The 20655-nt window shown below is 59.2% G+C and carries 23 protein-coding genes; 12 read left to right on the top strand and 11 right to left on the bottom strand.

Annotated features, from left to right (window positions below; genetic code table 11):
• The first annotated feature begins 14 nt into the window (after positions 1 to 14).
• Genes CX511_RS19660 through CX511_RS19650 form a run of 3 tightly spaced genes read left to right on the top strand, consistent with a single transcriptional unit; the run spans position 15 to position 2382 of the window.
• Complete coding sequence (locus tag CX511_RS19660) at positions 15 to 767, top strand: 5-oxoprolinase subunit PxpA (RefSeq protein ID WP_045187622.1); 753 nt, start codon at positions 15 to 17, stop codon at positions 765 to 767.
• A complete protein-coding gene (pxpB, locus tag CX511_RS19655) occupies positions 764 to 1468 on the top strand; it encodes a 5-oxoprolinase subunit PxpB (RefSeq protein ID WP_101292378.1) in 705 nt (234 codons plus the stop codon). The genes CX511_RS19660 and pxpB overlap by 4 nt, the downstream gene beginning before the upstream one ends.
• Positions 1465 to 2382, top strand: a complete 918-nt coding sequence (locus tag CX511_RS19650) for a 5-oxoprolinase subunit C family protein (protein ID WP_045187617.1) — start codon at positions 1465 to 1467, stop codon at positions 2380 to 2382. The genes pxpB and CX511_RS19650 overlap by 4 nt, the downstream gene beginning before the upstream one ends.
• Positions 2383 to 2481: 99 nt before the next feature.
• Here the strand turns inward: CX511_RS19650 and CX511_RS19645 are convergent, their stop codons facing one another.
• The 3 genes from CX511_RS19645 to CX511_RS19635 all read right to left on the bottom strand — a co-directional run bounded on the left by CX511_RS19645 (position 2482) and on the right by CX511_RS19635 (position 5734).
• Positions 2482 to 3660, bottom strand: coding sequence for a vWA domain-containing protein (locus CX511_RS19645; RefSeq protein WP_045187615.1), 1179 nt, complete (start codon positions 3658 to 3660; stop codon positions 2482 to 2484).
• 17 nt (positions 3661 to 3677) lie between these two features.
• Entirely contained in the window at positions 3678 to 4523 is an 846-nt protein-coding gene (locus CX511_RS19640) for an AAA family ATPase (protein ID WP_101292381.1), read from the bottom strand.
• Positions 4524 to 4660: 137 nt separating this feature from the next.
• Positions 4661 to 5734: a DUF748 domain-containing protein gene (locus tag CX511_RS19635; protein WP_045187611.1), complete on the bottom strand. Its 1074-nt coding sequence runs from the start codon at positions 5732 to 5734 to the stop codon at positions 4661 to 4663.
• A gap of 132 nt (positions 5735 to 5866) precedes the next feature.
• Here CX511_RS19635 and cysK point away from each other — a divergent pair, with 132 nt between their 5' ends.
• Both cysK and CX511_RS19625 read left to right on the top strand, forming a co-directional pair.
• On the top strand, positions 5867 to 6841 hold the full coding sequence (cysK, locus tag CX511_RS19630; protein WP_101292383.1) for a cysteine synthase A: 975 nt from the start codon (positions 5867 to 5869) through the stop codon (positions 6839 to 6841).
• A 162-nt stretch (positions 6842 to 7003) separates the two neighbouring features.
• Positions 7004 to 7939: an aspartyl/asparaginyl beta-hydroxylase domain-containing protein gene (locus CX511_RS19625; protein WP_045187607.1), complete on the top strand. Its 936-nt coding sequence runs from the start codon at positions 7004 to 7006 to the stop codon at positions 7937 to 7939.
• A gap of 89 nt (positions 7940 to 8028) precedes the next feature.
• Here CX511_RS19625 and CX511_RS25460 read toward each other — a convergent pair whose 3' ends face one another.
• Positions 8029 to 8154, bottom strand: coding sequence for a hypothetical protein (locus CX511_RS25460; RefSeq protein WP_256205394.1), 126 nt, complete (start codon positions 8152 to 8154; stop codon positions 8029 to 8031).
• Between the two features lie 175 nt (positions 8155 to 8329).
• Between CX511_RS25460 and CX511_RS19620 the strand changes: the two genes are divergently transcribed.
• On the top strand, positions 8330 to 9220 hold the full coding sequence (locus CX511_RS19620; protein ID WP_045187605.1) for a DMT family transporter: 891 nt from the start codon (positions 8330 to 8332) through the stop codon (positions 9218 to 9220).
• A 64-nt stretch (positions 9221 to 9284) separates the two neighbouring features.
• Here CX511_RS19620 and CX511_RS19615 read toward each other — a convergent pair whose 3' ends face one another.
• Positions 9285 to 10166, bottom strand: coding sequence for a DMT family transporter (locus CX511_RS19615; protein WP_045187602.1), 882 nt, complete (start codon positions 10164 to 10166; stop codon positions 9285 to 9287).
• A gap of 186 nt (positions 10167 to 10352) precedes the next feature.
• Here CX511_RS19615 and aceK point away from each other — a divergent pair, with 186 nt between their 5' ends.
• The gene (gene aceK / locus CX511_RS19610) at positions 10353 to 12068 is read left to right on the top strand and encodes a bifunctional isocitrate dehydrogenase kinase/phosphatase (protein ID WP_045187600.1); all 1716 of its coding nucleotides are present in this window, start codon (positions 10353 to 10355) and stop codon (positions 12066 to 12068) included.
• Between the two features lie 46 nt (positions 12069 to 12114).
• Here aceK and CX511_RS19605 read toward each other — a convergent pair whose 3' ends face one another.
• Complete coding sequence (locus tag CX511_RS19605) at positions 12115 to 12984, bottom strand: DUF6279 family lipoprotein (protein ID WP_045187598.1); 870 nt, start codon at positions 12982 to 12984, stop codon at positions 12115 to 12117.
• 145 nt (positions 12985 to 13129) lie between these two features.
• Here CX511_RS19605 and CX511_RS19600 point away from each other — a divergent pair, with 145 nt between their 5' ends.
• Positions 13130 to 13966 (top strand): CvfB family protein, encoded by an 837-nt coding sequence (locus CX511_RS19600; protein ID WP_045187596.1) that lies wholly within the window; start codon positions 13130 to 13132, stop codon positions 13964 to 13966.
• Here the strand turns inward: CX511_RS19600 and CX511_RS19595 are convergent, their stop codons facing one another.
• Positions 13967 to 14350, bottom strand: coding sequence for a hypothetical protein (locus tag CX511_RS19595; protein ID WP_045187594.1), 384 nt, complete (start codon positions 14348 to 14350; stop codon positions 13967 to 13969).
• Between the two features lie 230 nt (positions 14351 to 14580).
• Here CX511_RS19595 and CX511_RS19590 point away from each other — a divergent pair, with 230 nt between their 5' ends.
• From CX511_RS19590 to def, 3 genes are all read left to right on the top strand, one after another.
• A complete protein-coding gene (locus tag CX511_RS19590; protein WP_045187592.1) occupies positions 14581 to 14760 on the top strand; it encodes a CsbD family protein in 180 nt (59 codons plus the stop codon).
• A 155-nt stretch (positions 14761 to 14915) separates the two neighbouring features.
• Positions 14916 to 15902, top strand: coding sequence for a YihY/virulence factor BrkB family protein (locus CX511_RS19585; protein ID WP_101292385.1), 987 nt, complete (start codon positions 14916 to 14918; stop codon positions 15900 to 15902).
• Positions 15892 to 16431 carry a peptide deformylase gene (gene def / locus CX511_RS19580; protein WP_045187588.1) on the top strand — a complete coding sequence of 180 codons (540 nt, stop codon included), beginning with the start codon at positions 15892 to 15894 and terminating at the stop codon, positions 16429 to 16431. The genes CX511_RS19585 and def overlap by 11 nt, the downstream gene beginning before the upstream one ends.
• Here the strand turns inward: def and CX511_RS19575 are convergent.
• The gene (locus CX511_RS19575) at positions 16383 to 16835 is read right to left on the bottom strand and encodes a GNAT family N-acetyltransferase (protein WP_231353328.1); all 453 of its coding nucleotides are present in this window, start codon (positions 16833 to 16835) and stop codon (positions 16383 to 16385) included. The genes def and CX511_RS19575 overlap by 49 nt on opposite strands.
• 284 nt (positions 16836 to 17119) lie before the next feature.
• On the opposite strand from CX511_RS19575, the gene CX511_RS19570 reads away from it, so the two are divergent.
• Positions 17120 to 17377: a DUF2790 domain-containing protein gene (locus CX511_RS19570; protein WP_101292387.1), complete on the top strand. Its 258-nt coding sequence runs from the start codon at positions 17120 to 17122 to the stop codon at positions 17375 to 17377.
• 120 nt (positions 17378 to 17497) lie between these two features.
• On the opposite strand, the gene ada is transcribed toward CX511_RS19570, so the two are convergent.
• The 3 genes from ada to CX511_RS19555 form a co-directional block, all read right to left on the bottom strand.
• Positions 17498 to 18559 (bottom strand): bifunctional DNA-binding transcriptional regulator/O6-methylguanine-DNA methyltransferase Ada, encoded by a 1062-nt coding sequence (gene ada, locus CX511_RS19565; protein ID WP_101292389.1) that lies wholly within the window; start codon positions 18557 to 18559, stop codon positions 17498 to 17500.
• Between the two features lie 76 nt (positions 18560 to 18635).
• Complete coding sequence (locus CX511_RS19560; RefSeq protein ID WP_045187580.1) at positions 18636 to 19259, bottom strand: DNA-3-methyladenine glycosylase family protein; 624 nt, start codon at positions 19257 to 19259, stop codon at positions 18636 to 18638.
• On the bottom strand, positions 19259 to 20602 hold the full coding sequence (locus CX511_RS19555; RefSeq protein ID WP_045187578.1) for an aminotransferase-like domain-containing protein: 1344 nt from the start codon (positions 20600 to 20602) through the stop codon (positions 19259 to 19261). The genes CX511_RS19560 and CX511_RS19555 overlap by 1 nt, the downstream gene beginning before the upstream one ends.
• Positions 20603 to 20655: the final 53 nt, after the last annotated feature.

Raw genomic sequence — 20655 nt, 5'->3', positions numbered from 1 at the left:
AAGGAGTGACAGACGTGAGCCGCCTGCTACTGAATTGCGATATGGGTGAGAGTTTTGGCAGCTGGACCATGGGCCTGGATGCCCAGGTCATGCCGTTTGTTGATTGTGCCAACATCGCCTGTGGTTTCCATGCTGGCGATCCCGGCATCATGCGTCAGACCGTTGCCCTGGCCCTCGCCAACAACGTGCGCATTGGTGCCCATCCGGCCTACCAGGACCTGGCGGGTTTCGGCCGGCGCTCCATGGCCTGTAGCGCCGAGGAAATCCGCGACCTGCTGCATTACCAGATAGGTGCCCTGGATGGCATCTGTCGCACCCAAGGGGCTCGGGTTGCTTACGTCAAACCCCATGGTGCGCTGTACAACGACATGATGGCTGATCCGCTCAAACTGCGGGCGGTATTGGAAGCAGTGGCCAGCTATGACCGTGAGTTGCCGCTGATGCTCATGGCCACGGCCGACAACAGCGCTGCCCAGGCCTTGGGGGACGAATACGGTATCAGCTTGTGGTTCGAAGCCTTCGCTGACCGTGCCTACGACGCTGCCGGCCACCTGGTGTCGCGGCGCTTGCCAGGTGCCGTGCATCACGACCCGGCGCGGATCGTCGACCAGGCCCTGCGCCTGGCCCGTGGTGAGCCACTGATTGCGGTGGATGGCAGTGAGCTGCACCTGCAAGCCCAGACCCTGTGCGTGCATGGCGACAATGACAGTTCGGTGGCAGCCGTGCAGCAGATCCGTCAGGCGCTTGATGCGCTGGTGGCGTCATGAACTACCGGATTGAAACGGTGGCCATCGACTGCCTGATGGTGCGCCTGTTTGACGCCATCGATGAAGCCAACATGCCTTGGATGCTGGCGGCCAGTCAGCGTTTGCGCGCGGTGTTCGCCGAGCAGCTCCTTGATCTGGTGCCGTCCTATACCACGGTGATGGTGCATTTCGACTTGCTGCAGCTGTCGCCGGATCAGGCCCGGACCCTGATTCGTGAGGCCCTGGAAAACCTGCAGGCGGATAACGGCAGTGGCGGGCAGCTGCACGAGATTCCGGTCTGGTACGACCTCAGTGTCGGTCCGGAGCTGAGCCTATTGGCCGAGCGTTGTCGCACCTCGGTGGCCGATATCGTCCGTCGTCACAGCGAGCGCGAGTATCAAGTGTTCGCGCTTGGCTTCGCACCCGGGTTTGCCTTCATGGGCCTGGTCGAAGAGGCCCTGGCCGCGCCGCGCCTGGCCACCCCGCGCAAACGCGTGGCGGCCGGTAGCGTCGGCATCGCCGAGCGCCAGACCGCCGCGTATCCGGCAGTATCACCGGGGGGCTGGAACCTGATCGGCCGCACCCCAAGCAAGCTCTTCGATCGCCAGCGCGACGGCTATAGCTTGTTGCAGCCAGGGGATCGGGTCCGCTTCGTGGCGGTGGATCACGCCACCTTCATCAATCTGGGCGGCGACGATACTCCGCTGGAGGCCTTGGCATGAGCCGCTTGTCGATTGAGGCCAGTACACCGCTGTGCCTGTTGCAAGACGCTGGGCGCTTTGGCGTACGCCATTTGGGGGTGACCCAGGGCGGGGCGCTGGACTGGGTGTCGATGCGCTGGGCCAATTGGCTGCTGGGCAACGCCGCCGATGCTGCGGTGCTGGAGATTACCTTGGGCGGTTTTAGCCTGGTGGCTGAACAGGACTGTTGTCTGGCCCTGGCGGGGGCTGATCTGGATGCGCGTATTGACGGTGAGCCGCTCAAGCCATGGTCCAGCTTCACCCTGAACAAGGGCCAGCGGCTGCGTCTGAACCAGCCGTTGCTAGGTGCCCGGGCTTATCTGGCTGCCCCCGGAGGTTTCGATGCGCCGCAGGTATTGGGCAGTTGCGCCACTGTCCTACGTGAAGAACTGGGTGGGCTTGATGGCTTGGGTTCGCCTTTGGCCAAAGGCCTGCGACTGACTTACAGCGGCCAGTCGTCTGCCGGGCGGGAAGTACCGTTGGCGTTGCGTCCGGACTTCAGCAACCACAGCCTGGATCTGGTGCTGGGTGCACAGATCGGCGATTTCAGTGGTACTAGCCTGTTCGAAGCGTTCAACCGTGACTGGACCCTGGACAGCCGTGCTGATCGCATGGGTATGCGTTTGCTCGGGCCGGCCTTGCAGTATCAGGGGGCGCCGATGATTTCTGAAGGTATCCCACTGGGGGCGGTGCAGGTGCCGCCCGATGGGCAACCGATCGTGTTGCTCAATGATCGTCAGACCATTGGGGGGTATCCGCGCCTGGGGGCATTGACGCCGCTGGCTTTGGCACGTCTGGGACAGATGTTGCCGGGGAGTGTGGTCAGATTCAGGCCGGTGGTGCAGGAATTGGCTTGGGGCGAACAGCGAGACTTTCTGCAGAGATTTGTTGGCTGACAGGGCCTCACCGCCGGCAAGGCCGGCTCCCACATTGGCCTGCAGTAGACCTTGTGGGAGCCGGCCTTGCCGGCGATGGGCCGCTTAGCGGCCCCAAGCTTACTTGGACAAAAAGCGCATCCCTTCCTCCAACCCACGCAAGGTCAGTGGAAACATCCGGTCCTCGATCAGTTCGCGAACGATGTTGGTCGAAGCGGTATAGCCCCAGGTGTCCTTGGGGTACGGGTTGATCCAGATAAGCTTTTTGTATTTCTCCATGAAGCGCTGCATCCACACGTAGCCGGCTTCTTCGTTCCAATGCTCAACGCTACCGCCCGGCTGGGTGATTTCGTAGGGCGCCATGGCCGCGTCGCCAACGAACACCACTTTGTAGTCAGCGCCGTATTTGTGCAGCAAGTCCATGGTCGAGGTGCGCTCGGAGGTACGGCGCATGTTGTTCTTCCACACCGACTCGTACACGAAGTTGTGGAAGTAGTAGTACTCCAGGTGCTTGAACTCGGTTTTGCACGCCGAGAACAGCTCTTCGCAGATCCGCACATGCGCGTCCATCGAACCGCCGATGTCGAACAGCAACAGCAACTTGACGCTGTTGCGTCGCTCCGGACGCATCTGGATGTTGAGCAGGCCAGCGTCGCGAGCGGTGTGGTCGATGGTGCCATCGATGTCCAGCTCTTCGGCTGCGCCCTGGCGCGCGAACTTGCGCAACCGGCGCAGGGCCAGCTTGATGTTGCGCGTCCCCAGTTCGACCTGGTCGTCGAGGTTTTTGTACTCGCGCTGGTCCCAGACCTTGACCGCCTTGCCCTGGCGCTTGCCGGCATCACCGATGCGAATGCCTTCCGGGTTGAAGCCGCCTGAGCCGAACGGGCTGGTGCCACCGGTGCCGATCCACTTGTTGCCGCCGGCATGGCGTTCCTTCTGTTCTTCCAGGCGTTTCTTGAACTCTTCGATCAGCTTGTCGAGACCGCCCAGAGATTGAATCTGGGCGCGCTCTTCATCGGTCAGCGAGCGTTCGAATTCCTTGCGTAGCCAGTCTTCCGGAATCAATGCTTCCAGGTGCTGGTTGAGGTTCTCCAGGCCTTTGAAGTAGGCGGAGAAGGCGCGGTCGAACTTGTCGAAGTGCCGTTCGTCCTTGACCAGGATTGCCCGCGACAGGTAGTAGAACTCGTCCATGTCGGCGAAGGTGACCCGTTGTTTGAGGGCATTGAGCAAATCCAGCAGCTCACGCACCGACACCGGCACCTTGGCGGCGCGCATTTCATTGAACAGGTTGAGCAACATGGCAATTGCCCTCTGACTCAGCGGTTACCGCGACGGCTCATGAAGGCCAGGCGCTCGAGCAGTTGCACGTCTTGTTCGTTCTTCACCAGTGCGCCGGCCAAGGGTGGGATGGCTTTGGTCGGATCGCGTTCACGCAGTACGGCTTCGCCGATGTTGTCGGCCATCAGCAGCTTGAGCCAGTCGACCAGCTCGGAGGTGGACGGTTTTTTCTTCAGCCCCGGTACTTTGCGCACATCGAAGAACACGTCCAGCGCTTCGCTGACCAGGTCCTTCTTGATGTTGGGGTAGTGAACGTCGACGATCTTCTGCAGGGTGTCGCGATTCGGGAAGGCGATGTAGTGGAAGAAGCAGCGACGCAGGAAGGCGTCAGGCAGTTCTTTTTCGTTGTTCGAGGTAATGATGATGATCGGGCGCTGCTTGGCCTTGATCGTCTCGTCGGTCTCGTAAACGTAGAACTCCATCTTGTCCAGTTCTTGCAACAGGTCGTTGGGGAACTCGATGTCGGCTTTGTCGATTTCGTCGATCAGCAGGATCACCCGCTCTTCAGCCTCGAACGCTTCCCAAAGCTTGCCTTTCTTCAAGTAGTTGCGCACGTCGTGAACCTTGTCCACGCCCAGCTGCGAATCACGCAGGCGGCTGACCGCATCGTACTCATAGAGGCCTTGGTGGGCCTTGGTGGTCGACTTGATGTGCCAAGTGATCAGCTTGGCGCCAAAGGATTCGGCGAGCTGTTCGGCGAGCATGGTCTTGCCGGTACCCGGTTCGCCTTTGACCAGCAACGGCCGCTCCAGGGTGATCGCCGCGTTGACCGCCAGTTTCAGGTCGTCTGTAGCGACGTATGCGCGGGTGCCTTCGAACTTCATGAACCGATCCTCAAACGTAGCACCGGGGAGCAGGGCCCCCGGCGGGAAAATTGTTATGCCTGACTATAACGCGGGCCCCGGGCGACTGGGAACGCAGGCGACTCATTCAGTCTCTGAATCGGCCATTACAGCGTTGTTCAGTCAGACTTGGGCGGCGGTTGCTCATAGCGGGCATTAAAAGCCTGGATGAAACCGTTGCGCAGAATCTGCAAGAACGCCTCAAACGCGCTGATGTTGCTTTTATGCACGCTACCACTGAGCTCAACGCGGGTGGCGAACTGATTCTTGCGCTGGTTTTTCAGCACCGTCTCGCCACCCCCCACCAGCGCTTCCCAGATCGAACGGAAGAAGCCCTTGTCCTCTTCCTGGACGTCCTGCTGCCAGTTGAATACATCGACATCGCGCAGCAATGGCTTGATATAACCGTTGAGACGGCCTTTTTGCGCCTCGGCTTCGATTACCAGGTCGCCGTGGCCGGCATTGAAGTCGAACTTGCCGTAGGCTCTGGCAAAGTCATTAAGCCGACGCAACTCGATGCCCGTGACGCGCAGGCGAAACTGAAAGTCATCGAAATCACTGAAGGGGTCGAAGGTGGCACTGCTTTGCACTTGGGCATCGCCCAGCAGCAGCGCCTTACCCTCAAAGCGCGCATCGCGGCGGCCTTTGAGGTCCTCGACATTGGTCAGGTTGCGGATGCTGGCATCGAGTTGGCTGGCCTTGAGGTTGACCGGCGGTTTGGAATTGAAGTTACGAAAGGTCAGGGCGCCGTTGTTGATGCGTACCTCGTTGAGGGTAATGGGCAGCAGCTTTTCCAGCTGCTGGCGCCAGTCGGTGCCCTGACCGGTCTGCGAAGTCTGCTTGCTGGCACCGTCGACGAAGTTCAGTTCGGGGCGCACAAACACCACTTCGGCCACCACTGCATGGTCGTACCACAGCGCATGCCAACTGACCGACAGGTCGATGACGGGCGCCTGAAGAAACGGCACCGGCACCTTACCGGTGGTCTTGACGATGTTCAGGCCGTTGATTCTGTAAGCCCCGCGCCATAAGGCCAGGTCGACGTCGGTGATCTGGCCGCGGTAATCACCCATGTCGGCAAGTTTGTCATTGAGGTAGTTGCGCACCAGTACCGGTAAGGCCAGATGCAGGGCCAGCAGTAACAGGACAATGCTCAACAGCCCCCACAAGGACCAGCGATAGCGACGTTTCATCGGCGGCGGTTCCCGGCACGTTGGTGATCGGTTGACCGTTGTCAGCGCCAGGGGTTTCGCCGGATGTGGACGCACCGTCGCTGCAGGCTTACCCTTGAAGTTTTCCACCCGGTGCATAAAAGGACCCCTGCTATGAGCCGTATCTATGCTGACAATGCGCATTCCATCGGCAACACGCCGCTGGTGCAGATCAACCGTATCGCCCCACGTGGGGTCACCATCCTGGCCAAGACCGAAGGGCGTAATCCGGGCTATTCGGTCAAGTGCCGGATCGGCGCGAACATGATCTGGGACGCAGAAAGCAGCGGTAAGCTCAAGACCGGCATGACCATTGTCGAGCCGACCTCGGGCAACACCGGTATTGGCCTGGCCTTCGTTGCGGCAGCCCGAGGCTATAAATTGCAGTTGACCATGCCGGCCTCGATGAGCATCGAACGGCGCAAGGTGCTCAAGGCGTTAGGGGCCGAACTGGTGCTGACCGACCCTGCCAAGGGCATGAAAGGCGCGATCGAAAAAGCCAATGAAATTGTCGCCAGCGACCCCTCCAGCTACTACTTGCCCGGCCAGTTCGAGAACCCGGCCAACCCGGCGATCCATGAGAAAACCACGGGTCCGGAAATCTGGAACGATACCGATGGCGCGGTCGATGTGCTGGTCGCCGGGGTCGGCACCGGCGGTACCATTACTGGCATCTCGCGCTATATCAAACTGACGCAGGGCAAGGCGATTCTCTCGGTGGCGGTCGAGCCAATCACTTCACCTGTCATTACCCAGGCTCGTGCCGGTGAAGAGCTCAAGCCCAACCCGCACAAGATCCAGGGCATTGGCGCCGGTTTTGTACCGAAGAACCTTGATCTGGCCATGGTCGACCAGGTGGAGCTGGTCAGCGATGACGAGTCCAAAACCATGGCCCTGCGCTTGATGCAGGAAGAGGGCATTCTCTGCGGGATCTCCTCGGGGGCCGCCATGGCGGCGGCCGTGCGCCTGGCGGAAAAACCTGAGATGCAGGGCAAGACCATCGTCGTCATCCTCCCGGACTCTGGTGAACGTTACTTGTCGAGCATGCTCTTTGCTGACCTTTTCACCGAGCAGGAAAACCAGCAGTAAAGTGTTTGCGGGCTGACCCGGGGCAATTTTTTGCGCCGGGGTTTATTGCACAATCCTTAACACTGAATACTGGCAGCGGATATTTTTGCAGAGGCGGTATCCGTTTATGATGGTCGCGTAAACAGGCATAGATTGCCGGATCTTGATTTCAAGGAGTGTTGCATGAGCTTTTCCTTTGTCGCCAAGGCAGGTGTATTGCTGTTGTTTTTTGGCAGTACGCTGTTTGTCCACCTGCGCGGCAAGACGCGTTTGCCTATGCTGCGCCAGTTCGTCAACCATTCGGCGTTGTTCGCCCCGTATAACGCCTTGATGTACCTGTTCTCCGGGGTGCCGTCCAAACCTTACCTGGACCGTGAGCGCTTTCCCGAGCTTGATGTGCTCAAAGACAACTGGGAAGTGATCCGCGAAGAGGCCATGCACCTGTTCGACGAGGGTTACATCCGCGCTGCCGAGAAAGACAACGATGCCGGCTTCGGTTCGTTCTTCAAGAAGGGCTGGAAGCGTTTCTACCTGAAGTGGTACGACAAGGCCTTGCCGTCGGCCGAAGCACTCTGCCCCAAGACTGTCGAACTGGTTAACAGCATCCCCAATGTCAAAGGCGCGATGTTCGCCCTGCTGCCCGGAGGCAGCCACCTGAACCCGCACCGCGACCCCTTTGGCGGTTCCCTGCGCTATCACCTGGGCCTGTCGACGCCAAACTCCGACAACTGCCGGATTTATGTCGATGGTCAGGCGTATGCCTGGCGCGATGGTGAGGACGTGATGTTCGATGAAACCTATGTGCACTGGGTGAAGAACGAAACCGAGACTACCCGGGTGATTCTGTTCTGCGACGTCGAGCGCCCACTCAACAGCCCGTGGATGACTCGCATCAACCGTAAGGTCAGTGCCTTCCTCGGCCGCGCTACGGCACCGCAGAATACCGATGACGAACGGGTGGGTGGGATCAACCAGGCCTACGCTTGGAGCAAGCGCTTCAGCAATGTCATTAGCAGCCAGGTCAAGCAGTTCAAACGTGCCAATCCGAAGGCTTACCGGGTATTGCGCCCGGTGCTGGCTGGGGTGGTGGCTTACCTGTTGTATCGCTGGCTGTTTTGACCGAGTGGGAGCAGTTGATTGTGTGGGAGCGGATGAATCCGCTCCCACGAATATATCGACTTGCCAGCCAGAAACAGGCTGGTCTATAGTCAGCCACAGTTCACCTCACCGAAGACCTGCTCATGCCAGCTTCCCCACTCAGCACCGTATTCGCTACCGCGCCCGACGCGGCAGTAGTCGTGCGTGGGAATCAGCAACCGGCCATGATCAGTCATTACCCTCCACCTGTCAGTAGCGTGGTCGTGTGCGTTGTCGCACCGCCAGGCGTGGTAGTGCTGGGCTAAGCAGCCAATCGCTGCGTCCCATCACACCTGCACCCTACTGAATACGGTTGGCTGCTCAGCACGGGCAGCACCGTTCGGCTTATCTGCCCGAATACAGGTGGCATTTATGTTTGCTCTCTCGAAAGAATCCGTGGCCTCGGCGGCCACCACCAGCCTGTTTGTCCTGCTCTGGAGTAGCGGGGCGATTGTCTCAAAGCTGGGGCTGGCCCATGCCAGTCCCTTTGCCTTTTTACTGATGCGTGCTGCGTTGGCGCTGTGCGGGCTGTTGCTGCTCGCACCGCTGCTCAAGTTGCGCTGGCCACGTGGACGCACGGCGGTGCTACAGGCACTGGCCACCGGTGCGGTGCTGCTCGGCGCCTACCAGATCTTCTATCTTCTGGCACTCAACACTCAGGTCACTCCCGGTGTCATGGCCACGGTCATGGGCGTACAACCAATCCTCACCGTGGTGCTGATGGAGCGCCAGCGTTCCTGGAGCCGCGTGTTCGGATTGTGTCTGGGGTTGAGCGGGCTGATCATGGTGGTCTTTCAGGGCATCAATCTAGGCGGGGTTTCCCTGCTGGGGATGCTCTTTGCGCTGTTGGCGCTGGCGAGCATGACCTTCGGTTCGATCATGCAAAAACGCATCACCAGCAATCCCATGGGCACTCTGCCGTTGCAGTACATTGCCGCGCTGCTGATGTGTGCGGTATTTGCGCCGTTCCAGCCATTGCAGGTGGAATTAACCACGAGCTTCGTCGGCGCGTTGTTGTGGATGAGCCTGGTGGTGTCGTTGCTGGCGACGTTGCTGTTGTACCGCCTGATCGCTCGCGGCAACCTGGTCAATGTCACCAGCTTGTTCTACTTGGTGCCGGCGGTGACGGCAGTCATGGACTACCTGATCTTCGGCAACCGTCTGGCGGCGCTGAGCCTGTTGGGCATGGGCTTGATTGTGGTTGGCCTGCTGTTTGTCTTCCGTAAGCCAGCGATTGGCGCTGGGCAGTTTCAGGCAGAGTGATTCTCGGGGCGAGTCCGCTATCACAGGTTTTCTTCACACTGTGGGAGCGGGCTTGCCCCGCGATTTATTTAGCCGGCTTGAGCACCAGCCACAACGCCACGGCAATCAACAGCCCACCATACAAGTGCGCCATCGACAACGGCTCATCCAGCAGCCAGGCCCCCCACAGCACACCAAATGCCGGGATCATAAAGGTCACGGTACTGGCCTTGACCGGGCCGATTTCGCTGAGCAGACGGAAATAGAGGATGTAGGCAAACGCTGTACACACCAGGCCCAGGCCCAGCAACGACAGCCATACCTCCCAACCGCCCCAACTGGTGGGTGGCTGGCTTATCACGCTGTAACCGAACAGCGGTAACAGCAACAAGGTCGCCCCCATCATGCTGCCCAGTGCCGACAGTCGGCTATCAAGGCCGCCCTGGTGGTCAAGCCAACGCCGCGCGAGGAAGCCGGCAAAACCGTAGCAGATGGTCGCCGCCAGGCACGAAAGAGCGCCTTGCAGCAGTTGTTGGTCGAACGCTACCGGGCCCGCACCGCTGAGAATGCCGACCCCTAACAATCCAAGAAAAATGCCACTGAGCTTGGCCAGGGTCATCGGTTCGCGAAAGAACAGGGCGCCAATCAACACGCCCATCAGCGGTGTGGTGGCATTGAAGATGGCCGAGTAACCGGCCGGCAACACCTGGGCCGCTACCGAATAGAGCGTTGCCGGAATCCCTGAGTTGATCATGCCCAGCACCAGGCAGGCTTTGAGTTTGCCGTTGAAATCCCAGCGCACTCGCAGCAGAGCGAGAATCACCAGCAAGCCCAGGCAGGCAATCGACACCCGGAAGAAGGCGGTTGGCACGGTGCCCAGCACTGGCGCGATGATGCGCATGAAGAGAAAGCTGGCCCCCCAGACAGCGGCAAGTATTAATAAGCGGGTGACAGCGATGGGGCTCATGGGGCTCTCCGGGTCCTTTGGGGCGGGGCGCGAGTTTACGCCAGAACCCAAGGTCGGCTCTCTCCCTTTCTTGCGCTGAAATTGCCAAGGCGGTGAGTTTGGCCGATACACCCGGGTCACCAGGCTTTCCCTGCCTTCGGCTACTGGCTAAGCTCAGGCTTCGACATTCCTGCAGAGGTCTGATGTATGCCCCAGCACTGGCCGGCCGCCGATATCGCCCGGATGATCCTCGATGGCTTCGATGATTACCGTGAGCATTTTCGCCAGATTACCATCGGCGCCCGTGAGCGATTTGAACTCGCGCAGTGGCAACAGACCCAGAGCGCTTCAGCGGCGCGGATCAACCTCTACGAGGAAAAGGTCAGCGAAGTCAGTGCTTGGCTGCACGATGCCTTTGCCGAAGACCTGTTGTTGGATGTGGCGCAGTGGCCGTTGGTCAAGAGCGCTTATATTGGCCTGATCGACCCGCGCCTGGACGATGAGTTGTCGGAGACCTGGTACAACTCGATCTTCTGCAGCCTGTTCAGCCATGACCTGATCAGCGACGGTTGCATGTTCATTCATACCACCCGGCCCTCGCTGCGCAGCCATGAACGTGCAGCGCAAACCCGTACCTATCGACCGCAGGGCAGCCTGGCCAGTGTGCTGGCGCAGATTTTCGCCGACTATTGCTTTGATGTGCCTTATGGTGATCTGCACGGCGACCTGACTCGTCTTGAAGTACAGTTGCGTGGGCATCTGCCGGACTGGGTGTGTAAGGACCCGGCGCTAGCCGTGGAGTTGTTTTCACCGGTGCTGTACCGCAACAAGGGCGCCTATCTGGTCGGACGCCTCTATACCCAGGATGAGCAATGGCCGTTGGTGATCCCGTTGCTGCACCGCGAAGGCCACGGTATCGAGATTGATGCGTTGATCACCGACGAAGCCGAGGTGTCGATCATCTTTTCCTTCACCCGTTCCTATTTCATGGTCGATGTGCCGGTGCCTGCTGACTTTGTCAGCTTCCTCAAACGCATCCTGCCGGGCAAGCACATTGCCGAGCTGTACACCTCGATCGGCTTCTACAAACACGGTAAATCGGAGTTTTACCGCGCCCTGATCAACCACCTGGCCAGCACCGATGATCGCTTCATCATGGCGCCGGGTGTGCGTGGCATGGTCATGAGCGTGTTCACCCTGCCGGGCTTCAACACCGTGTTCAAGATCATCAAGGACCGCTTCTCGCCGTCCAAGAGTGTTGACCGGGCCACCGTGATAGAGAAGTACCGGCTGGTGAAAAGCGTCGATCGGGTCGGGCGCATGGCGGATACCCAGGAGTTTTCCGACTTCCGCTTCCCCTTGAGCAAGTTTGAGCCCGAGTGCCTCGCCGAACTGTTGGACGTTGCGCCTTCGACAGTCGCGGTGGAAGGTGACACCGTGCTGGTGCGCCACTGCTGGACCGAGCGGCGTATGACTCCGCTCAACCTCTATCTGGAGAACGCCAACGATGCCCAAGTGCGTGAGGCCCTCGAAGATTATGGTCTGGCGATCAAACAACTGGCAGCGGCGAATATCTTTCCCGGTGACATGTTGCTGAAGAACTTCGGCGTCACCCGTCATGGGCGGGTAGTGTTCTACGATTATGACGAAATTTGCTTTCTTACTGAGGTCAACTTCCGTTACATCCCGCCGCCGCGTTATCCGGAGGACGAAATGTCCGGAGAACCGTGGTACTCAATTGGGCCGCTCGATGTGTTCCCTGAGGAGTTTCCACCGTTTCTGTTCGCCGACAGTGGCCAGCGCCGGCTGTTCAGTCAGTTGCATGGCGAGTTGTACGATGCGGATTACTGGAAAAGCCTGCAGGAGGCGATTCGTGGCGGCAAGGTGATTGATGTGTTCCCGTACCGGCGCAAGGCGCGGTGACCGAATGACGGCTGCTTTGCAGCCGATCGCAGCCTGACGGCAGCGGCTACGCCTGTATGCACTTCAACGCACTGAAATCCTTGCGCACCTGGTCCAGCTTATGTTCCAGGTGCTGGCGCTGTTGTTCGCTGCTCTGCGCCATCAGGTCGACCAGCAACTTGCGTGCTGCCGCTTCGGCGCGTTGGGTGGTCAGGCGATATTCCGGGGTCCATAGGCTGTCACGGTCTTTGAGCAAGCGCGTCAGTTGCAGCTCGAAGCTGTCACTGTTGCGCTGTTCCATGGCGGCGCTAAAGTGCGCCTGCCAGTTGGCCCGGTTGGCGATCCACTGACGATTCTGTTCGCCCAGGCTTTGCGACCAGGTCATGATTCGCAACCGTTGCTGCGCGCTCAGCTCGCCGAGCCAGGGGGTCAGGCGTTTTTCCATGCGCTCGGCACGGCGCTCGATCTGCCGCGCCAGCGGCGTCTCTACATACTTGGCCTGACGCTCACTAATGTCCTCAGCGAAGGCCTGACGCATCTCGCGCACTTGTTCATCGTCCATCGCCCGCAGCAATTGCGCCGCAGAAGGGGTGATCTGGTCCGCCACTTTGGCGATGGCCTGTTTCGCCTCCTGCGTGCGAACTTGCAGTTGCTGCTCGGTGATCTGATCGTTGGCGACCATCTGTCGGACTTCTTCGATCCAGGCCACGTACCCCGGCAGTTGTGTGCGGCAATGCCAGGCCAGGTGCTGTTTGAGGCGCTGGTTGAGCCAGGTCTTCTGCTGGCGGTTCATGTTCAGGTAGTCGTTGAGCGACCACGGCACCAGCACGTCGAGGTTGCGATAAGCCAGGTCGATGCGGCTGCAGGACAGCACCAGCAGGGCCGAGAGCACCAGCAGTAGCAGGGGACGCAGGTACTTGCGCAGGCAGGCGTACATGAGCGAATCCTTGCAAAGGCTTGCATGTCTTTATAGAACAGCCTGAGCCCTCGGGGTTCCTTTTAGCGATGGGTAAGCAACGGCGACCGGGCGGTTTTGCCGGTTCAGGTGTAGAATGCCGACCTCGCAACGAGGATTTTCGGAAATGGCTTTAGTTGGGCGTTACAACAGTTTGCAAATCGTGAAACACACGGACTTCGGCCTGTACCTGGACGGCGGCGCGGATGGCGAAATCCTCCTGCCCAACCGCTACATCCCCAAGGACACGCCCACCGAGGTCGAAGATTGGCTGAACGTCTTTGTCTACCTGGACAGTGAAGACAAGCTGATCGCCACCACCGAAAAGACCAAACTGCAGGTCGGCGAATTCGCCAGCCTCAAGGTCAAGGAAATCAACAGTATCGGCATCTTCCTCGACTGGGGCCTGCCCAAGGACCTGTTGATGCCGTACTCCGAAGAAAAGCGCCAGATGCGTCAGGGTGAGTACTGCGTCGTGCATGCCTACCTGGACAAGCGAACCCGGCGGATCACCGCCACGGCGCGACTGGACCGCTACCTGGACAAGGTGCCGGCCAACTACGCGACCGGTCAGGAAGTTGATCTGCTGGTGGTCGAAGAAACCCCGATGGGCTTCAAGGCGATTATCAACAACAAGCACTGGGGCTTGATCCACAAGAACGAGGTGTTCAAGTTCCTGCGTTCGGGCAAGCAGGAGAAAGGTTACATCAAGGAGCTGCGCAGCGACGGCAAGATTGCCTTGAGCCTGCAGCCGATGGGTCAGGACCTTGCCAATAGCCTCAACGACAAGATCCTGGCCAAGCTCAAGGACGCCAACGGCGTACTACCGGTCAGCGACAAGAGCGATCCGCAACTGATCAGCGATCTGTTCGGGGTCAGCAAAGGTAACTTCAAGAAGGCCATCGGTGCCTTGTACAAGGATGGCCGTATCGTCATCCACGCTGACCGCATCGAACTGGTCTGATCAGGCCTGCTTGAAGCCTGCAAAACTCAGGTTTTCGCCACCTGGGCGCAGGTCCTGGAGCATCGAGTCGCGGTCGGCGCTCAATGCCAGGCTGATGGTCGAGCGCCGCTTGCCGGGGTGGCGCACTTCCATCTTCTCCAGATGGGCCTTCAGAAAGTTCACCGGCACCTTCAAGTGCTGCAGCTCATCGGTCTCGGGCGTGTGCAGCAGCAGGTTGACCCAGTCAGGCGTGTCTTTGCGCAGTACCAGCTTCACCGGCACATCAAACCACCACAGGCTGCGCTTGGTGTCGAGCACGGCAAACAGGGTGTTGTCGCTGGAAAGTACTGGTCTTTCCAGTTCCTGGTTGCGACGGGCAATGGCGGTGGGTTTATCGAGTTTCATGCAGGTTCCTACGGGTGACGCTTGAAAGGTCGCTCATTGTGCTGGGATTGGCTGGAAACATAAAGCGGCGGTGTGGTGAGCGTTTGTCACGCTGCGCAATGATTAAACCGCTAGCGCCCCACTAGGCCGCAGTTTTGCCGCCAGGCAAATAATTGAAACTCCTGCACAAGGCCACCGGTCCACTGACTGTCGACTCTGACAACCCGTTTTTCCCCTTCAGGAGAACTCCCATGAGTGGCACCAAAGACAAAGTCAAAGGCATGGCCAACGAAGCGGTTGGGAACATCAAGCAAGGCGTCGGTAAAGCCACCGACAATGAGCGGCTACGCGCCGAGGGTGAGCTGCAAGAACGCAAAGGTGAAGCCCAGCAAGTGGTCGGTAAGGTCAAAGATGCTCTGAAAAAGCCTTGATTGCTGTAGGTGTAGTGTCACGACGGCCACTTGAGGTGGCCGTTGTGCTATCTGCAGCAATCAATCGTAACTTAGGGTCGAACGTCGTTTAGACTTCAGTGCAGACCTTAATGAGACGCCTTGCCCATGACCCTCAAGCGGCGAAAGGAGACGCTATGATTTTCCCCGACCTGCGCGGCTTGCCGTTGCATCGTGTGCTGGTGCGCACTGTCAAAGAGTTTCTCGATGATGAGATGTCGACCTATGCCTCGGCACTGGCTTACCAGATGCTGTTCTCGCTGTTTCCCTTCCTGCTGTTCCTGATAGCGCTGATTGGCTTTCTGCACCTGCCTGATTTTTTCTCGTGGTTACGCCTGCAGTCGGAGTTGGTATTGCCACCCCAGGCCTTGGAGCAGGTCAACCCGGTGATTGATCAATTGCAGCAGTCCAAGGGCGGCTTGCTTTCAGTGGGTATTTTCATTGCCTTGTGGACTGCGTCGGCGGGCGTACGGCTGATGATGAGCGCAATGAATGCGGCCTACGATGTGGTCGAAGGCCGACCAGTGTGGAAGCGCATTCCGTTGTCGGTCATTTATACCGTGGGTATCGCCGGCATGCTGTTGGCGGCGGCGGCGTTGATGGTGCTTGGGCCGCAAGTCATGGAGTGGATTGCCTCGCAGATTGGTATGCAGGAGTTTATCGTTACCTTGTGGACGGTATTGCGCTGGCCAGCGATCATTATTCTGATGATGGTGGCGGTGGCGTTGATCTACTATGTGATGCCAGATGTTAAGCAGGAGTTTCGCTTTATTACACCGGGGTCGGTATTGGCGGTGGTGGTATGGATTGTTGCCTCGTTAGGCTTTGGTTATTACGTCAAAACCTTCGCTGACTACAATGCCATGTATGGCAGTATCGGTGCGATTATTGTCTTGCTGTTGTATTTTTATATTTCTGCCGCGGTGCTGTTGCTGGGGGCGGAAATGAATGCAGTGATTGAGCATATGTCCAACGAAGGCAAGAATCCCGGTGAAAAAGAAGCCGGTGAGCAGGTCGTTGAACATGAGAAAAAACATGTGTCCGGGTTGGGGCGCGATCATTCGCACGATCACTCGGACTTGTCTGAAGATCAACCCGTGAGCCGCACATCCCATGATTCGTGACATCCTGAAAATGGGCGATGAGCGCTTGTTGCGCATCGCCCCACCGGTTCCGCCGCAGTTGGTGGGCAGTGTCGAACTGGAGCAGTTGATTGCTGATATGTTCGAGACCATGCGCCATGTCGGGGGCGTTGGCCTGGCCGCGCCGCAGATTGGTGTTGATCTGCAGTTGGTGATTTTTGGCTTTGAACGCAGCGAGCGTTACCCCGATGCCGAGCCGGTGCCGCACACCATCTTGCTCAACCCGTTGATCACACCGTTAGGCAGCGAAGTCGAAGATGGCTGGGAAGGTTGCCTGTCGGTGCCGGGCTTGCGCGGTGTGGTGCCGCGTTTTCGGCGTATTCGCTATGAGGGCATCGATCCCCAGGGGCAGGTGATTGACCGCCTCGCCGAAGGCTTTCATGCGCGGGTGGTGCAGCATGAATGCGATCACCTGATCGGGCGCCTGTACCCTTCGCGGATCCATGACTTTAGTAAGTTTGGCTACACCGAGGTGCTGTTTCCTGGGCTGGATCCGGCCAGCGACGACTGAGGTCGGAACATTGCCAGTAGCGGTTTGCTGCGTTGGTAACGAGCCAGGCGCTCGGCCAATGCAGCGGGCGGGCCTGGGCAAGGGCTGAACCCTTGCTGTTGGTAGAAGTGCGTCAGGTCAGGATGGCAGAACAACCAGATAGTCCCGTCATTGCGTTGCAGCGCAGCCTCAATCAACTGCCGGGCAATCTGTTGCCCTCGGCAGCGTTCAGCCACCCATAACCCGGTCAGCCAATAGCCGTCGGCCTGTGGGCTCAAGCATAACGCCGCTACGATTTCCTCGGCCCGGGCGACCCAGAGCTGCGCTTGAGCGGCCGCGCGCATAGGCGAACCCTGGCTTTTGTAGAATTTATTCAATAGCGGCCGTTCGGCGTCGGTTAGCGGGCAGTAGCGTAAGGCGTTCACGGAGTCGGTCCAGCAGAGGCTCTGGTCCGGGCTTTTACACCGACGCGTGGCGTCTGTCGAGGGTGACAGTCTGGAGGTATTGTTACGGTTTTGGTAACAGTGATTGTCCGGAGTAGGGATTTAACCCCGTCGGGCAACTTGTAAACTATGTCTGTCCCCGCAAAAAACTAACAGTGGGATCGGTACTTCGTGTTATGTCGTCGTATTGATGTAACAACTTCTCCGCGCCAGCCCTGGCCAATGAAGTCAATCGATTAGTTTGATTGCTTTGCAGGCTTATTATCATGAAAAGTTTACTTGTTCTTGCGCTTGTCGGTGTTTCTTCTTTTGCGCTTGCAGATGAAGTTAAACTTGCCAGTGCTCAGGCAGTGGTTGAACAGTATGATTATTCGACCAACTTGGATATTGCCAAGGTGATCAGTTTGTCGACTATTCCTAATGTCTGTGAAGTAGTGCCGGCAACCATGGTGTATGAAGACCACCAAGGTCAGCGCCATACCCTTGAGTATCGCGCCATGGGTAATGGGTGCACCAACGGCTGAGTGCCGCACCTAGGCGCTGTACGAAAAGCCTTGATACTCGGTGATGCTGCGTTGAAACAGCCTGACCTTCGTCTCAAAACTTTTCATACAGAGCCTAGCGCCAATGCTTGATAGCCCGCCTTATTGGCGTTCGCGCTCCAGTAGCTGACGTTTACGCTCAATGCCCCAGCGGTAACCCGAAAGGTTGCCGTCGCTGCGTACCACCCGATGACAGGGAATGGCTACTGCCAGGGCGTTGGCCGCACAGGCCTGGGCCACCGCGCGCACCGCCTTGGGTGAGCCAATCCGTTGAGCGATTTCGGCGTAGCTGGCGGTGCTGCCGGCCGGGATGTTGCGTAACGCCTGCCAGACCCGTTCCTGAAACGCTGTGCCGCGCAGGTCCAGGGGCAAATTCAGACCGATTCCCGGTACTTCAATCAAGCCCACCACTTTGGCTACCAGGGTTTCGAACTCACTGTCGCCACCGAGCAAGTTGGCCTTGGGAAACTTGTCTTGTAAGTCGTGCAGTAATGCCTGCGGATCATCGCCGAGCAGGATCGCGCAGATGCCCCGTGCACTTTGCGCAACGAGAATGGCACCCAACGAACACTGGCCAATGGCAAAGCGGATATCGGTATTGGCACCGCCATCGCGGTAAGTGCCCGGGGTCATGCCCAGACGTGCATTACTGGATTCGTAAAAGCGGCTGTTGGAGTTGAATCCCGCTTCATACAGGGCGTCGGTAATCGTGCTGGAGTGCTGTAATTGGTGGCGCACCTTGCTTGCCCGGTGTGCTGAGGCATAGGCCTTGGGCGTAACCCCGGTGATCGCTTTGAACACCCGGTGAAAGTGGAACGGGCTCATGTTCAGTTGCTCGGCCAGTTGCTTGAGGCTGGGCGCTGACTCGGCGTTCTCGATCAACTGGCAGGCATGGGTGACGTGGGCCCGATGCTGTTCGGCGATCAAGGTCTGGTCGGCCCCGCGGCGTTTGCTCGGACGATAGCCGGCGGCTTCAGCTTGCGCGGCAGTGTCGAACAATTCGACGTTGTCGATCCGTGGCAGGCGCGAGCTGCTGCTTGGTCGGCAGTACACGCCAGTGGTACGCACGGCATAGACAAACGCATGGTCGGCAGCCGGGTCACGGGCCAGAATCGCTTGCCAGCGGGGGTCAGATTCGCTGATGAGGGGTTTGCCTTGGCTCATACCGGTCGTCTCATGCGCAGGGTCGATGCGCTCAGGTTACGGGGCAGGGAGCCTGAGAAAACTCCGGGTCTTGCGTTCAAACTCGCGAACTCGGCACCCGCCACAGGTACCAGGCCGCGATGGTGCGGTAAGGCTGCCAGGCATTGCCAAGTTCGATCATCTGTCGGCGTGTGGGCTGCGTGTCTAGCCCTTGCAGGCGGCGGTAGCCCTCGCGTACGCCAAAATCATCGGCGGGCAGGATATCCATACGTTCGAGGGTATAAATCAGCAGCATCTCCACCGTCCAGCGGCCGACGCCACGCAAACTGACCAGGCGCTCGATCAACTGCTCGTCATCCAGGCTCAGGGCTTCTTGATGGTCTGGCACCACACCTTCCTGGCGCGCCTTGGCGATGCCTTGAATAGTGGTCAGTTTACTGGCCGAGAAGCCGCAGGCGCGCAGTTGTTCGGTCGGGGTGGCCACTACCTGTTCGGGGCTGGGAAAGTCCACGCCAGGGTAAAGGGCGAGGAAGCGCCCGAGAATCGCATCGCCGGCCTTCACATGCAGTTGCTGATAGGCGATGGCGCGCACCAGGGCTTGATAGGGGTCACGCTCGGGGCGTGGCTGATGCAGGCAAGGGCCAATGGCCTGAATATGGGCGGCCCATTGGCAATCGAGTGCGGCGAGAAACTGCTCGGCCTGGCGGAAAAACGCGCTCATTACACCTCCATGGCCTGGACCACGCGTTCCAGGGCCTGCTTCAGTTCTGCGCGGCTGTTGGCAGCAGAGAGGCTGATGCGCACCGCTTGTACGTCGCTCTGTTTTACCGCAAATACGTCGGCAGGGACTACCTCGACAGCGTTGGCCCGGCAGCGCTGTACCAGTGATTGCGAAGGGATTGGGCAACTCACCCAGATGTGTGGCGCAGGTTGTTGGCCGAAGATCCGCTCGCTGCCTAGCAGCTTACGCGCCAGGCGCCAGCGTTGATCGATTTCTTCACGTTGCCAGGCCAGCCGACGGCTGGCACTGCCATCGCTGATCCAGCGGCAAGCGATCTGCAGGTTCAGCGGTGATACCTGCCAGTGTGTGGCCTGGGCATGCGGATCGATTTTGGCCAGCAGCACGGGGTCAGCGACAATCCAGCCCAGGCGTAATCCAGCAGCAACAGTCTTGGACAGGCTGCTGATCAGTATGCCGTGCGGGCCCAACAGCGGCCACAGGGGCGGCTGGTCGATCAGCGCACCATAAACGTCATCTTCAATCAGCAGCAGGCCGTGGCGATGTACCACCTCGGCAATGGCCTGCTGGCGTTCGCGACTCATGCAGGCACCGGTAGGGTTCTGCAGGCTTGGGGTGAGCACCACGACCCGTGCACCGGTTGCTCGCGCGACCCGATCCAGGTCCTCGGCGAGGACCCCTTGCCGGTCTTGGGCAATGCCGTGCAGGGGCAGGCGCAACTGGCGGCAGGCGGCCTTGATGCCCGGCGCGGTCAGGGCCTCGACCAGCACAGGTTCGCCGGCCTGGCACAGCGACAGCAGCAAGCTGAACAACGCTTGTTGGGCACCGCCACACAGTAGCACTTGCTTCGCGCTCAAGTGCAGGCCGCGGTTGCTCAACCAGGCAGCGCCTTGAAGCCGTGCCAACAGCAAGGTGTCGGCGCTCAGATAATGCTCCAGGCTGCGTACCTCGCCAGCCTCCAGCAACGCCTGCAAGGTGGATTCGATGTCGTGATTGTCGGGGTCGATCACGGGCACATTGGTCGACAGGTCAATCAGCCGGGGTTGCAGCTGTGGTTGCTTGAGCTGAAACAGCGTGACTTCCTTGCTGCCTGCCAGCACATAGGTGCCGCGCCCGACCTCACCACTGACCAGATGTCGGGCGGCGGCCTCACGGTAGGCCTGCTGGGTGGTGCTGGGGTTCAGGCCCAGGGCCCAGGCCAGGCGCCGTTGTGGTGGCAGCCGGGCACCGACCTGCAGCTCTCCACGCTCGATGGCTTGGGCAATGGCATCGACCAGTGCCAGGTAGCGGGGTTGGTCGGTATCGGCGAGGGTAGGGGTCCACATTTATTGTTGGCCATGCAATATAAGGTTTTACCCATACAATGAGCCGGCGCTAG

It is taken from the genome of Pseudomonas sp. S06B 330 (genome assembly GCF_002845275.2).
Classification (GTDB): Bacteria; Pseudomonadota; Gammaproteobacteria; order Pseudomonadales; family Pseudomonadaceae; genus Aquipseudomonas.
This window is presented reverse-complemented; position numbering and strand designations above follow the sequence as displayed.

Coding starts and splice junctions, on each gene's coding strand:
- pxpB (WP_101292378.1), top strand. CDS start 764: ATGAACTACCGGATTGAAACGGTGGCCATCGACTGCCTGATGGTGCGC.
- CX511_RS19650 (WP_045187617.1), top strand. CDS start 1,465: ATGAGCCGCTTGTCGATTGAGGCCAGTACACCGCTGTGCCTGTTGCAA.
- CX511_RS19645 (WP_045187615.1), bottom strand. CDS start 3,660: ATGTTGCTCAACCTGTTCAATGAAATGCGCGCCGCCAAGGTGCCGGTG.
- CX511_RS19640 (WP_101292381.1), bottom strand. CDS start 4,523: ATGAAGTTCGAAGGCACCCGCGCATACGTCGCTACAGACGACCTGAAA.
- CX511_RS19635 (WP_045187611.1), bottom strand. CDS start 5,734: ATGAAACGTCGCTATCGCTGGTCCTTGTGGGGGCTGTTGAGCATTGTC.
- cysK (WP_101292383.1), top strand. CDS start 5,867: ATGAGCCGTATCTATGCTGACAATGCGCATTCCATCGGCAACACGCCG.
- CX511_RS19625 (WP_045187607.1), top strand. CDS start 7,004: ATGAGCTTTTCCTTTGTCGCCAAGGCAGGTGTATTGCTGTTGTTTTTT.
- CX511_RS25460 (WP_256205394.1), bottom strand. CDS start 8,154: ATGACTGATCATGGCCGGTTGCTGATTCCCACGCACGACTACTGCCGC.
- CX511_RS19620 (WP_045187605.1), top strand. CDS start 8,330: ATGTTTGCTCTCTCGAAAGAATCCGTGGCCTCGGCGGCCACCACCAGC.
- CX511_RS19615 (WP_045187602.1), bottom strand. CDS start 10,166: ATGAGCCCCATCGCTGTCACCCGCTTATTAATACTTGCCGCTGTCTGG.
- aceK (WP_045187600.1), top strand. CDS start 10,353: ATGCCCCAGCACTGGCCGGCCGCCGATATCGCCCGGATGATCCTCGAT.
- CX511_RS19605 (WP_045187598.1), bottom strand. CDS start 12,984: ATGTACGCCTGCCTGCGCAAGTACCTGCGTCCCCTGCTACTGCTGGTG.
- CX511_RS19600 (WP_045187596.1), top strand. CDS start 13,130: ATGGCTTTAGTTGGGCGTTACAACAGTTTGCAAATCGTGAAACACACG.
- CX511_RS19595 (WP_045187594.1), bottom strand. CDS start 14,350: ATGAAACTCGATAAACCCACCGCCATTGCCCGTCGCAACCAGGAACTG.
- CX511_RS19590 (WP_045187592.1), top strand. CDS start 14,581: ATGAGTGGCACCAAAGACAAAGTCAAAGGCATGGCCAACGAAGCGGTT.
- CX511_RS19585 (WP_101292385.1), top strand. CDS start 14,916: ATGATTTTCCCCGACCTGCGCGGCTTGCCGTTGCATCGTGTGCTGGTG.
- def (WP_045187588.1), top strand. CDS start 15,892: ATGATTCGTGACATCCTGAAAATGGGCGATGAGCGCTTGTTGCGCATC.
- CX511_RS19570 (WP_101292387.1), top strand. CDS start 17,120: ATGAAAAGTTTACTTGTTCTTGCGCTTGTCGGTGTTTCTTCTTTTGCG.
- ada (WP_101292389.1), bottom strand. CDS start 18,559: ATGAGCCAAGGCAAACCCCTCATCAGCGAATCTGACCCCCGCTGGCAA.
- CX511_RS19560 (WP_045187580.1), bottom strand. CDS start 19,259: ATGAGCGCGTTTTTCCGCCAGGCCGAGCAGTTTCTCGCCGCACTCGAT.
- CX511_RS19555 (WP_045187578.1), bottom strand. CDS start 20,602: ATGTGGACCCCTACCCTCGCCGATACCGACCAACCCCGCTACCTGGCA.